Origin of the sequence: Mucilaginibacter sp., from assembly GCF_041660805.1 — a bacterium.
GTDB lineage: Bacteria > Bacteroidota > Bacteroidia > Sphingobacteriales > Sphingobacteriaceae > Mucilaginibacter.
Genome location: NZ_JBAZVP010000035.1, coordinates 1 through 13,553, shown reverse-complemented (window position 1 = coordinate 13,553; position 13,553 = coordinate 1). Strand labels below are relative to the sequence as shown.

Annotated in this window: 11 protein-coding genes; all 11 read left to right on the top strand. The window is 42.0% G+C overall.

Annotation, left to right across the window (positions count from 1 at the left end; translation table 11 throughout):
* Window positions 1-42 precede the first annotated feature (42 nt).
* Window positions 43-1,899: a CocE/NonD family hydrolase gene (locus tag WC743_RS24875; RefSeq protein ID WP_373016257.1), complete on the top strand. Its 1,857-nt coding sequence runs from the start codon at window positions 43-45 to the stop codon at window positions 1,897-1,899.
* Window positions 1,900-2,367: 468 nt separating this feature from the next.
* Entirely contained in the window at window positions 2,368-2,790 is a 423-nt protein-coding gene (locus tag WC743_RS24870; protein WP_373016256.1) for a VOC family protein, read from the top strand.
* A 92-nt stretch (window positions 2,791-2,882) separates the two neighbouring features.
* A complete protein-coding gene (locus WC743_RS24865) occupies window positions 2,883-3,206 on the top strand; it encodes a hypothetical protein (RefSeq protein ID WP_373016255.1) in 324 nt (107 codons plus the stop codon).
* Window positions 3,207-3,284: 78 nt separating this feature from the next.
* Window positions 3,285-3,719, top strand: coding sequence for a tail fiber domain-containing protein (locus tag WC743_RS24860; protein WP_373016254.1), 435 nt, complete (start codon window positions 3,285-3,287; stop codon window positions 3,717-3,719).
* A 305-nt stretch (window positions 3,720-4,024) separates the two neighbouring features.
* Window positions 4,025-5,890 (top strand): gliding motility-associated C-terminal domain-containing protein, encoded by a 1,866-nt coding sequence (locus WC743_RS24855; protein WP_373016253.1) that lies wholly within the window; start codon window positions 4,025-4,027, stop codon window positions 5,888-5,890.
* A gap of 120 nt (window positions 5,891-6,010) precedes the next feature.
* The gene (locus WC743_RS24850; protein ID WP_373016252.1) at window positions 6,011-7,522 is read left to right on the top strand and encodes a glycoside hydrolase family 32 protein; all 1,512 of its coding nucleotides are present in this window, start codon (window positions 6,011-6,013) and stop codon (window positions 7,520-7,522) included.
* 456 nt (window positions 7,523-7,978) lie between these two features.
* A complete protein-coding gene (gene mraZ / locus WC743_RS24845) occupies window positions 7,979-8,443 on the top strand; it encodes a division/cell wall cluster transcriptional repressor MraZ (RefSeq protein ID WP_373016251.1) in 465 nt (154 codons plus the stop codon).
* The gene (gene rsmH, locus WC743_RS24840; RefSeq protein ID WP_373016250.1) at window positions 8,436-9,338 is read left to right on the top strand and encodes a 16S rRNA (cytosine(1402)-N(4))-methyltransferase RsmH; all 903 of its coding nucleotides are present in this window, start codon (window positions 8,436-8,438) and stop codon (window positions 9,336-9,338) included. The genes mraZ and rsmH overlap by 8 nt, the downstream gene beginning before the upstream one ends.
* A complete protein-coding gene (locus WC743_RS24835; RefSeq protein ID WP_373016249.1) occupies window positions 9,335-9,745 on the top strand; it encodes an FtsL-like putative cell division protein in 411 nt (136 codons plus the stop codon). The genes rsmH and WC743_RS24835 overlap by 4 nt, the downstream gene beginning before the upstream one ends.
* Window positions 9,742-11,832, top strand: a complete 2,091-nt coding sequence (locus WC743_RS24830; RefSeq protein ID WP_373016248.1) for a penicillin-binding transpeptidase domain-containing protein — start codon at window positions 9,742-9,744, stop codon at window positions 11,830-11,832. Before WC743_RS24835 ends, WC743_RS24830 begins: the two co-directional genes overlap by 4 nt.
* The gene (locus WC743_RS24825) at window positions 11,829-13,289 is read left to right on the top strand and encodes a UDP-N-acetylmuramoyl-L-alanyl-D-glutamate--2,6-diaminopimelate ligase (protein WP_373016247.1); all 1,461 of its coding nucleotides are present in this window, start codon (window positions 11,829-11,831) and stop codon (window positions 13,287-13,289) included. Before WC743_RS24830 ends, WC743_RS24825 begins: the two co-directional genes overlap by 4 nt.
* Window positions 13,290-13,553: the final 264 nt, after the last annotated feature.

Sequence of the window (13,553 nt, the reverse complement as noted above, 5' to 3'; positions counted from 1 at the left end):
TTTTTGTTTTATTCGCTATTTTTAATGCATCAATTCCATATCATGAAAAAATCTTTCCTTTTAGTATTCTGTCTGGTTATTTCAACTTTATACTCTTGCGCCCAGGGCGATGCCGCTTACGTAAAAGATAATTACACCAAGTTTGAGTACCAGATACCAATGCGCGATGGCAAAAAGCTGTTCACATCGGTATATGTACCTAAAGATCAAAGCAAGAAATACCCTATCATGATGGACCGCACTTGCTATAGTGTAGCCCCGTATGGTGCCGATAAGTTAAAAACAAGCCTTGGTCCATCGCCACAGTTTTTGCATGATGGATTTATTTTTGTTTACCAGGATGTACGCGGCCGCTATATGAGCGAAGGCATTTATGAAGAAATGACGCCCGAACTGGAATCGCACAAAACCAATAAAGATGTTGATGAAGGAACTGATACCTATGATACCATTGACTGGCTGCTAAAAAACCTGCCGAATAATAATGGTAAAGTAGGAGTATGGGGTATCTCTTATCCCGGTTTTTATACTACAACAGCATTGCTGAGCCGCCACCCGGCTTTAGTTGCAGCATCGCCGCAGGCACCAATTGCAGACCTGTATCGTGATGATGCTTTCCATAACGGCGCGTTTATGTTGGTAGCGAATTTCGGGTTCTACCCGGGCTTCACTAACCGCCAGGATGACAAGCCTACCCAACGCAGGGGCAAAGGCTTTAATATGGGTACCGATGATGGCTATAAATTCTTTATGGATATGGGCAGCATGCGTAATTCAAATGTGAAGTATTATAAGGATACTATCCGCTTATGGAACGAGATGATGGATCACCCTAATTATGACCAGCACTGGAAAGACCGCAACGTGCTTACCCATCTGCATGACATTAAAACCGCCACACTGGTTACCGGCGGCTGGTATGATGCCGAAGATTTATACGGGGCTATAAACACCTATAAGGTGCTGGCTCAAAAAAATCCGTCTACACCTGTTTACTTTGCTATGGGCCCCTGGGTGCATGGCGGATGGGCACGTGGTACCGGCGACCATTTGGGCGATGTTGATTTTGGCGGCCCTACAGGTCCGTTTTACAGGGAGAAGATAGAGTTTGCATTTTTTAGTCATTACCTGAAAGGCACACCGCTTGACTTGCCCAAGGTATCTACCTTTGAGACCGGTGTTAACCAATGGAAAAACTATAAAACATGGCCGCCAAAAGAGGCCGAAGAAAAGAACCTTTACCTGTTGCCGGGTGGTAAGTTATCATTCAACGCACCTGCTGCCGCTAAAGATGATTATAAAGAATTTGTATCAGACCCCATGAACCCCGTTCCGTTCATTGCCGGTATTGATAATGATATGCAGCGCGAATACATGACCGCCGACCAGCGCTTTGCCGAAAAACGTGCCGATGTATTAACCTATAAAACCGAAGTGCTGGATAAGGATGTAACCATTGCCGGTAACATTTGGGCAAACCTGAAGGTAAGCACTACCGGTACCGATGCCGACTGGATAGTAAAAGTGCTGGATGTTTACCCCGATACTGCAACTGCCAATAAATTTACAGGTAAAGAAGTAAGCATGGCCGGCTACGAGCAAATGGTACGCAGCGAGGCTATGCGTGGTAAGTTCCGCAATGGGTTTGATAAGCCGGAGGCGTTTGTACCCGGCAAGGTAACCCCGGTTAATTTTGAGCTGCAGGATGTATTGCACACCTTTAAAAAAGGCCACCGCATAATGGTACAGATCCAAAGCACCTGGTTCCCGCTGATAGACAGAAATACCCAACAGTTTCAAGATATTATGAAAGCTAAAGATGACGACTTTAAGAAAGCTACCCACCGGGTGTACAGCTCAAAAGCGCATCCAAGTTATTTGAAGGTGAGGGTGATGTAAGCTGAAAGCTTACATTGTTTTAGGTCGAAGTTATAAACTTCGACCAGTGGGAAGACAACATCAACAAGGGCACAGTTGTATGATTACCGGTGACAATATTAATAAGGGAGAAAAAAATATGCAATGTTTATAGGGGGATATTTTTTAAGGTTACTTGGAACAATAGTTATCTATTTTTATGAAATGACAATCTCATTCTTTAAATGGAGAAAGCCCTATTCATTTAAAGAGGTGTGGAACGCTCCCTATAATGATGATTTTTTCAGAGGCGTTTCTGCAGAACTTTTGCAAAAGATGTTAGGGTTCTTATTTATTGTGTTAATTCTGATAATAATACACTTTTTTTAATTTCCCCTCACTGGTCGAAGTTTACAACTTCGACCTAAAATGACTTAAGCTTTCAGCTTAAGCAACATTCAGCCGATGTTGGATGTTATGATTATAACTAACCACACATAAATACATACCATGCAAAACCCAGTTAACATAAACATCACCGGCATCCAGCACATTGGCATACCGGTAACTGATATCCAAAACTCGCAGACATTTTATACGCGGCTTGGTTTTGCAAATGTGATGGAGGCTGGTTTTGGCCCGGAGGGTGAACGTGGCACCTGCATCATGATGAAACGCGGAAACATGGTCATTGAACTTTACCAACTGCCCGAAAAAGACCTTGCCGAAATCCGTTCAAGAAAGAACGGGCACATAGATCATGTTGCCTTTGATATGCCAGATATTGATGCCGCCTATGCTGCTTTAAAAGAGGCGGGACTAAACATTTTAGAACCTGAGCCGGTGTTTTTGCAGTTCTGGGATAAAGGCTGCAAATACTTTAACATCACCGGGCCCGATGGCGAACGGCTGGAGTTTAATCAGATCCTTTAATTGCGCTCTATGAGCATCAAGTCAATTTATCGTAATATATTAATGCGGTTATTTGCAGCGAATGGAAGATTTGCTATGTTTGCATAGTAAATATGAAACTTAGCGGCCTTAAACATTTACTGATATTTGTGTGTATATTTTCCTTGCTGGAAGATACCGGCGCAGTTGTAAGTTCAGTATTTAGTTTTACAGATCGTCATTCAGAATGGCAAGCTACCACCTCAGATGATGACGATGCTACCGAACGTAGTGAAAAGGAAACCAATCTGAAAGAATACTACGCTGCATATGAATATTTGCGACTAACCCCTTTATGCATCAGTTGCGAACCTCTGCAATATGCAGATGAGCAAAGCAGTAACCACCTGGCCTGGGTTTCACCTGTACCCACACCGCCGCCCAATCCGCTGGCTTAATTTCAATCCGTACATATCTTTTTTAACGCCTGTCGCATCTTGCGTCGAGGTATTACTTTATCTAAAAATCTATAAAACATGAAAATTAGTGGTAAAATATTATCGTCACTTTTAACAATCGGTTCCATACTAATTCTAACTACTTCGGCCAGCGCACAGCAAATAAGCGACAAAGACCTGAAGAAGAATACAGCTCCTGTAGCTAATTCGCTCAGCTATATCAAGCAGTTGCAGCCTGTAACCTACGAGTATAACCAGGATGCTTTTAAACAACTCCATTTACCGGGAGGGAAGCAGTTTGGGTTCATCGCTGATGATGTAAAACAAGTAGTTCCTGCAGCCATCAGCAGACATAATAACTGGTTTACGGCGGGTAAAAACAATCAGCGCGCGGTAACCACATCTCAGGTTGATCTTGAAAAACTGGTGCCCCTGCTGGTAGGTGCTGTTAAAGAACAGCAAGCCGAAATAGAAGCACTTAAATTAGAAGTGCAAAAATTAAAGGCGAAGTGATTACTTAGCCAATCTTAACAAATGCAGCACTACGGCGCTGCATTTGTTAATTAAATGACAGGGAAATAAGCTCATCAATAATATCTTTTCTTCATTTCAAAGCCTGGATTACGATGTCTGGTAACGGCGACCAATGCGCCAACTAACCAAAATAAAAAAGCTTAGCCTTTCGCTTTAAGTTATTAAATTTTTATAAGACCAGACAGTTATAAATATCAAACATCTTATTATATTTAAGCACCCTGATTTTCACAATTGTGCTAATATTTTCGATTAATAAAAAGCTGATAGTCAGCCTTATATTCATGCTGGCCTGCCTCACAACCTATTCGCAGCAATTTTATATAATCACTAATGGTGGCGTTAAAAGAATTACCATAACTAAAACAGGCTACACTGGCGAATTTATTACCGGTTGCGCCCAAATTGGTACCATTGCATTATATAAGAACACCTTGTATACCATCACTGGGGATGGGTCTATATCTCAATCAACAATTAGCGGCAATACCACAATAGATTGTAAGTTAGTGGCTAACACGCCCTGTTACGGTGCTGTTGGTATGACTGTAAATGAACGTGGAGTGCTTTATTTTGCCGCAGCTACAGACCTTTATAAATTAGACCCGCAAAAACCCGTAGCGGAACTTGTAGGCACCATGCCTTATCGTTGTGCGGGCGATTTTATTTTTAATAAAGGCACATTATACATGGCCGCTATTGAAGGTATAGTAAAAGTAAATTTATCAAATCCGCCATTAAGTACTTTAGTTATCCCCCTTACCACCATAAGTTATGGGATGGCGAGCCTGTTAGGGGCGGATGGGCAAATTAAGCCATATGCTACGACTTCAAACTCAATTAGCGGAACGGATTTACTTGAACTGGACTTCGTAAAAAATGTGGTAACAAAAGCCGCCTATAATATAGCCGAGCCCGTAGGTGATGCCGCAAGTGAAGTTGAGAGCGGCACGCTTTTAAATAATATTGTTGTTTCAGAACAATGTGACAATCCGGGCAAGGGGCAGATACAGGTTAGCGCCATTGGTGATAAAAAACCAATTTATTATTCACTTAACGGAGGCGCTGCTGATACAGTAGGCTTATATCAAAACCTAAGTTCAGGTACTTATAATATTAGGGTTACTGCTCCCGATACTGTGTTGAATACAACAGCCGAAGTACCCGATTATTCTTTAAACAGGCCGGCCGTTACCTATACTGTCTTAAATACAAAATGCGAATTATCAGGCCAGATTACGTTTCATATAGCAGATGACGGCGACCGGTATAAAATTAAATTTAACGCAGATACACTTGCCTTTACGCAACCCATAACAGGGCTGGCAACGGGTACTTATCGTTTTATGGTATTACGCGAAAACGGGTGCCTTTATGGGACTTATGATGTTACAATTGGGCGCACCAAATGTGATATTATTGTAACCGATGTAACTGTTGCACAGCAGTGCAATGCCCTGTTACGAGGCACGGTTGCCGTAAATACGCCCACACACGCCTATCCTTACACCTATACTTTAAATGGTATCAATAATAGTAACGGTGCGTTTAGCGATGTTGATAAGGGGAGTTATCAAATTAAAATAACCTCATCAGAAGATACCATTTATGTACCTGTAACTGTGCCTGATTACAAACTAACTGTGCCTGCCTTTAATGTAATCCAAAGAGCCGAACTGTGCGATTTGGGAGGCGAAATTACCTTTAACAATACAGGTAATACCCGGTTATATCAATTGCAGTTTAATGGTGCTTTGTATGCTTTTAACCACACCTTTACTAATCTGCATGCCGGACACCATCTCTTTACTATATTTGATGAAAAAGGCTGTATTGTTGATACTGCCGGTATTCAGTTGGTTCAGTTACCTTGTTCACCGGTAGTGTTCCCAAACACCTTTACTCCAAATGGCGATGGTATAAATGACATTTTCCGGCCAAACCAGGACAGCCGTGCCCGGCAATATAAATTGCATATTTATAATCGTTTAGGTCAGGAGGTATTTTTTTCAACAAATATGTTTGAAGGCTGGCCGGGTACCAGCAACAACAAAAACGCGCCGGCAGGAATATATTATTGGGTAGTGAATTTTGTAAATGAAGAACAAAAGCCCGCTGTACAAAAGGGGTGGGTATCACTGCTTAGATAAATCGTTTAATTAACCCGCTTTTCTCCGCTTTGCGCAATCCTTACTTTTATAATTAAATTAAATCCTATTTGCTGTTTAATTGTTAAAGCGGTACTATTACTTAATAAACCCGCCCCGTACATGAATATCAAAAAAGGATTACTGATAAGCTGCCTGATTTTAGCTGCAATTATTGTTAAGGCACAAACCAGGCTATACCATGAACCATACCGACTGCAGGCACACTTTTCGCCACAGGCTAAGTGGATAAACGACCCTAACGGACTGGTGTATTATAAAGGTACCTATCATTTATTCTTTCAGCATTATCCAAAAACTACCGTATGGGGGCCTATGCACTGGGGGCACGCGGTGAGTAAAGATATGATCCATTGGAAACAAATGCCAATAGCTTTATATCCGGATAAGCTGGGCTATATTTTTAGCGGCAGTGTGGTGGTTGATGAAAAAAACACTTCCGGTTTCGGCACAAAAAATAAGCCTGCCATGGTGGCCATATTTACCCATCATGATCCTAAAGGCGAAAAAGCGGGAGCTATAAACTATCAGAATGAGAGCCTGGCTTACAGCCTTGATGAGGGTAAAACCTGGGCAAAATATAAAAGCAATCCGGTACTTAGAAACCCCGGCATCAAAGATTTTCGCGACCCAAAAGTATTTTGGTATGGCCCGGGTAAAAAATGGATAATGAGCCTGGCCACTAAAGACAGGATCACGTTTTACTCTTCGGCAAATTTAAAGAGCTGGACAAAAGAAAGTGAGTTTGGCCAGGCCCTGGGCGCTCACGGCGGTGTTTGGGAATGCCCGGACCTAATTCCGTTAAAAGTGGATGGTAAAGAATATTGGGTGCTGCTGGTAAGTATCAATCCAGGGGGGACTAACGGGGGCTCGGCAACGCAATACTTCGTGGGTCAGTTTAATGGCAGTAAATTCACTCCTGTCAACAACAAAACAAAATGGATAGATTTTGGCCCCGATAATTATGCCGGTGTAACATGGTCAAACACGGGCAACCGTAAAATATTTTTAGGGTGGATGGGCAACTGGCTCTATGCCAATGAGGTGCCCACAGGCAAATGGCGCAACGCCATGACCATCCCGAGGGAGTTGTCGTTAAAGTTTGTAGATAATGATATTTACCTGGCCTCAAACCCTATAAAGGAGTTAAAAAATATTGCTGCAAAAACTTTTAAGATCAATGCAGAACAGGTAGCTAATAATAACAACCTGTTCGCTGTAATTAAGCAAAACCTTACCCAGTATAAATTAAAATTTAAAACAGATAAGCTAAACAGTTACGCTGTTGTTTTAGCCAATGAAAGCGGCGAAAAGCTGATTTTAGGTTTTGACAAAAAGAATTATCGATATTATATTAACCGTACCAAAGCCGGCCGGGATGATTTTAGCAAGTTATTTACGGGCGTTGCTTATGCACCACGCATTGATATTAACCCTCAGTCAGATCTGGAACTGATAGTTGATGCATCATCAATAGAGCTATTTGCCGATGGCGGCCTCAGCAACCTAACCAGTGTATTCTTCCCAAAAAAGCCCTATACCCAATTAAGTATTACAGCCAACGGAATGGAAATTAAGAATTTGGAAGTAACGTCTTTGAAATCTATCTGGTAAGTTATTGAGTATCTAATGGTAAAAAGCGGTAGGTAATACCAAACGTAGTTTGTGCTCACACACTATAATATAACTGCGGCTACAGTAAAGTTAGTAGTCTGCATAGCTAATCAATGCATTAAGAGCTTATTTACAACGTGTTCCGCTTTTGTTCCGGTTTGTTCCGCTTTTAGCGGAACGGAACAGCTGCACACTTACATCTCTTTGCTGTGCTACCAATAAATTCCTGCATTTCAAGCAAATTTAATATAAAAGCATCCCAACCAAAGCGATAGGGGTACTGTATCACAATAAACATGTTTATGTTATTTATTGAGGCTACAACGCTATAGATATGAGGGGTTTACCATATAAAAATACACCCCAAAAAATGTTGAAAACTTTTGGTGGTAAAAAGTGGTAGAAAGTGGTAAAAGTAATATACTTTTACGTTACAAATATTGTCGACCAACAACAATGTCCTATTTAACCGGTGAATTTGAATGTAAACTGGATGCCAAAGGGCGGATGATGATCCCTGCAGGCCTCAAAAAGCAGCTTCCAGAAGCTGACTCAGAGGGTCTTGTGATCAATCGTGGCCTGGAGAAGTATCTGGTTATTTACACTAAAACGGAATGGGACAAGAAGCTTGATGAACTAAGCAAACTTAACGAATACGATAGAAAAAGTTTGCAGTTTATAAGATATTTTACCGCTGGCGCAACAAATTTGCAGCCCGATGCTGCCGGCCGTGTGCTTTTGCCAAAGAACTTGCTAGATCATGCAGGCATCACCGGCGAAGTTGTGTTAACTACCATGCTGAACAAAGTTGAGGTTTGGGATAAGCAGGCGCATCAGGAAATGATCAATAACGAACCCGAAAATTTTGCCGAACTGGCCGAAGAAGTAATGGGCAATAAAGGAAGGGGGCGCAATGAGTAATTACCATACACCGGTTATGTTGCAGGAGTGCATTGAGGGTTTAGCAATTAAACCTAACGGTACTTATGTTGATGTAACCTTTGGCGGCGGTGGCCATGCGCGCGAAATACTCAAGCATTTGGGTAAAGATGGTCAGCTATTGGCTTTTGATCAGGATGTTGATGCGCAGCAAAATGTAATTGAAGATGACCGTTTTACCTTCATTGATCAGAATTTTCGTTACCTGAAAAATTTCACCCGTTTGCATGATGCTATCCCTGTTGATGGTATACTGGCAGATCTGGGTGTATCATCATATCAGTTTGATCAGGCCGAGCGTGGTTTTTCTATCAGGTTTGATGCCGAGCTGGATATGCGGATGAATCAATTATCAGATCTGAGTGCTAAAGAGGTAGTAAATACTTATAGTGAGGCCGATCTGCATCGCATTTTTGGCATGTACGGCGAAATTCAAAACGCTAAATCACTCGCCAAAACAATAGTAACCGCAAGGCTTAACGGCCAGATAGTTACCGTTGCCGATTTGAAGAATGCAATAAGCAATCTCATCCCCCGGGGGAAAGAAAATAAATACCTGGCGCAGGTTTTCCAGGCATTACGTATTGAAGTAAATCAGGAACTGGAAGCCTTAAAGGACTTTTTGATGCAAACATCAGAAGTATTGGCTGTTGGCGGCAGGCTGGTTATAATGTCATACCACTCGCTTGAAGACAGGCTTGTAAAGAATTTTATTGCCAAAGGCAAATTCAGCGGAGAGCTGGAGAAAGATATTTATGGTAATGATAACAGGCCGTTTGATGCGGTTAGTCGTGGTGCTGTAACGGCAACCGACGAAGAGATAAGTAACAATAACAGGGCGCGTAGCGCTAAACTAAGAATAGCTGTAAAAAGATGACCAATCGTTTGCGTACAGAAATTCCGGAAGAAGAGATAGCTGAAAAAAAGCTTATTGTTGACGAGAAGCCTGTAAAGGAACTTTCCGATAACTTTTTAATTCAGTTTTTAACAAAGGGGGCCATCAGTACTGATGACGCTACCCGTGCGCTTCCGTTTGTTTTGTATATCGCTTTTTTGGGCATGCTATATATAGCTAACAGGCATATATCAGAAAACGCGGTGCGCGATATTGATAAAATAAGTAAAGAGGTTAAAGAGCTAAGCTGGGAATATAAAAGCAGTAAGGCCGACCTGGCTTTTAAAAGTACATTAACCGAGGTAGCTAAACGGGCGGATACACTGGGTATTAAAACGTCAGAACAGCCACCGCAAAAAATAACAGTAAAGGAGGATGCGCAGGAATGAGCATAAGAACTAACATATTGCTAAGGGTTTACCTTGCTTTTGGGTTGATCCTGCTTTTTGCGGCAGCGGTGGTATTCCAACTGTGCCGTGTGCAATTTGCCCAGGGCGATAAGTGGAAGGCAATGGCTAAAACCATGTCGACCCGCTACAAAACCATTGAAGCGGCAAGGGGTAACATTTTCTCAGTTGATGGCAGCCTGTTGGCTACATCAGTACCTGAGTACGAGCTGCGTATGGATATGCTGGCCGCCGGTATTGCCGATGATAAGGTTTTTGACGAAAAGATTGATTCACTGGCTATGAAGCTTTCACAGGTCTATGGCGATAAATCTGCAAGGGAGTATTCAAGGTTATTTCGTGATGCACGTAAAGATAGTTCGCGCTACCAGTTGGTTAGGCGCAAGGTTACTTACCGGGAGTTAAAGGAGATCCGCAAGTTCCCGATATTTTGCTTGGGCAAGTATAAGGGAGGGCTGATCATCGTTCCCCAAAATAAACGCATCTTGCCATTCCGTTCATTAGCGGCACGTACAATTGGATATAAAAATGATAACGTGACCAATGCGGTGGGCCTTGAGGGCGCATACTCAGGCTATATTAACGGCGAAAGCGGTAAGCGTTTAGAGCAGCGCATGGCCGGCAATGTTTGGAGGCCTGTTAATGATGATGATGAAATTGCACCTAAAGAAGGCGCTGATATCATGTCGACCATTGATATTAACTTTCAGGACGTGGCACAAAGCGCGCTGGAAAAACAACTGGTGAAAAGTGATGCCGACCATGGCACGGTTATACTAATGGAAGTTGCCACAGGCGAAATAAGAGCGGTTGCCAATTTCACTAAAATGCCCGACGGCTCCTATAAAGAGAAATTCAATTATGCTATAGCAGGCAACCAGGACCCCGGTTCTACCTTTAAAGTAGCATCATATATGGCTATGCTGGAGGATAAGATGATTGATACCAGTACCATGGTGAATACAGGTGAATACCCTATACCGGGCCATACCATTAAAGATTCGCACGGAAGTATTGGAAGGGTTAGTGTAAAAAAAGCTTTTGAAGAATCATCAAATGCGGCAGTTGCCTATTTGGTAAATACCAGCTATAAAACGGACCAAAGCAAGTTCACAGATCATTTGTATGATTGGAAATTGAACGAAAGAATGGGTCTGCAAATTCCGGGTGAAGCGCAACCTGTAGTAAAAAATCCAAATAACAAAAGCTGGAATAAGAACATGACCCTGCCGCAAATGGCCTATGGTTACGAGATGCAGCTTACACCATTAAAGATGTTGTCGTTTTACAATGCTATAGCCAACAATGGCAAGTTAGTGTCGCCGGTTTTTGTGAGGGAGATAAGAAGATTAGGCAATACAATTGAAACTTTTCATACAAAGGTACTCAATGACAAGATCTGCTCTGATGTTACACTTAAAAAGATGCAGGAGATGCTGGAAGGTGTTGTTAGCGAAGGTACAGGTAAGCAATATGTTTATAACCCTTTATATAAAATAGCGGGTAAAACAGGTACAGCACAGGTTGCTGATGGCAATAAAGGTTATAAGGCTAAAAAACAGTACCAGTCATCTTTTTGCGGTTACTTCCCTGCCGATCATCCTAAATATTCGCTGATAGTAGTTATTAACGATCCTAAAAATGGATACTATGCGGCATCAGTTGCCGGGCCGGTATTTAAGGAAATTGCAGACAGGGTTTATGCCAGCGATATGGACATTAAACATGCCCCGGTAACGTTAGTAGGTAATACCACATTGCCAAAATATAAACAAGGCAATTTAAAAGCACTTAAAAAAGTGTATGATAATTTAGGTTTGAAACCTTTATATGCATCAACCAATGTTAATAGTATTGATACCAGCAGAGGTATAGCACTTGAGGAAAATAAGTATAAAACAGGCACCATACCAAATGTTACCGGTATGGGTTTAAGCGACGCGCTATTTGCGCTGGGCAACGCCGGGTATAAAGTAAAAGTGCTTGGCAGCGGAACGGTAGATAAACAATCAGTAACAGGGGGAAGCCAGATACCAAAGGGTTCAAAAATAACTATAGAACTACTATGAGATATTTGAGTGATATAATAGAGGGGGTAGCATTTACCGAATTACAGGGTAGTGCCGATGTGGAAATATCTGCGGTTGTTTTTGATTCGCGTAAGGTTGTGCCGGGCTGCTTGTTTGTAGCCTTAAAGGGTACAGCGGTTGATGGGCATGACTATATTGATCAGGCTGTTAAAGATGGTGCCATTGCTGTAATATGCGAAGACCTGCCTGCCCACGTAACCGGCGAGGTTGATTTTTTAATGGTTGCCGATTCTGCAAAAGCATTGGGTACTATTGCGGCAAATTTCTACGAAAATCCATCATCAAACTTAAAGCTGGTTGGTGTTACCGGTACAAACGGTAAAACCACAATAGCTACTTTGTTATATAAGCTGTTTCGTGATATGGGTTATAAATGCGGGTTGCTCTCAACTGTAGAGAACCAGGTTAATGGCCGCATTGTGCCATCAACACATACCACGCCCGATCCTGTTGCGCTAAATGAATTATTAAGCGAAATGGTTAACGAGGGCTGTGATTATTGCTTTATGGAAGTGAGTTCGCATGCGGTAGCACAGCACCGTATTGAGGGGCTGCACTTTTCAGGAGGTATATTCTCTAACCTTACGCATGATCATCTTGATTATCATAAAACTTTTGATAGCTACCTGAAGGCCAAAAAGGCATTCTTTGATGGCTTGCCGAAAAGCGCTTTCGCTTTAACCAACAGCGATGATAAGAATGGCAATGTAATGTTGCAAAATACATCGGCACATAAAAAAACCTACGGACTAAAAAGCATGGCCGATTACAAGGCCCGTATTATTGAAAATCAGTTTGGCGGCCTGTTGCTGAATATTGACGGCGAAGAAGTTTGGTTTAAGCTGGTAGGTACATTTAATGCTTATAACCTATTGGCGGTATATGCTACAGCTATGCTGCTGGAGCAAGACCGCTCAAAAGTATTGGTTAGCCTGAGCAAGTTAACCGGTGCCGAAGGCAGGTTTGAGTATGTGGTATCGCCAAATAAAATAATTGGTATTGTTGATTACGCGCATACACCTGATGCTGTGCAAAATGTGTTGAGCACTATCCACGATATCCGCAAGGGGAGCGAAAAGGTGATAACTGTTATAGGTTGCGGCGGCGACAGGGATAAAACCAAGCGCCCCGTAATGGCCAAGGTTGCCAGCGAATGGAGCGATAAACTGATCTTAACATCAGATAATCCCCGCACGGAAGACCCGGGTCAGATCATCAAAGATATGGAAACAGGTATTGACCCCGCTTTTAAAAGACACAGCGTAAGCATTGTGGACAGGCGCGAGGCAATTAAAACAGCCTGCATGTTTGCACAACCCGGTGATATTATCCTGCTTGCAGGTAAGGGCCACGAAAAGTATCAGGAAATAAATGGCGTTAAAAACCATTTTGATGATATGGAAGAATTACTGGAGCAATTTAAAGAAATGTTGTAAATGTGCAGATTTCAGATTTGCAGATTTCAAATGAAAGTAACAAGGAATAATTAAATAGAAAATAAATAATCTGCAGATATGGATATAGCATATCTGCACACCAATTAAAAAACCAATGCTATATTACCTGTTTAGCTATCTGAATAAAAATTACAGCATCCCGGGTACAGGTGTATTCCAGTACTACACATTCCGTATGGCTATGGCGGTAATTGTATCGTTATTGGTAACTACTGTTTATGGCCGCAGACTAATTGATTACCT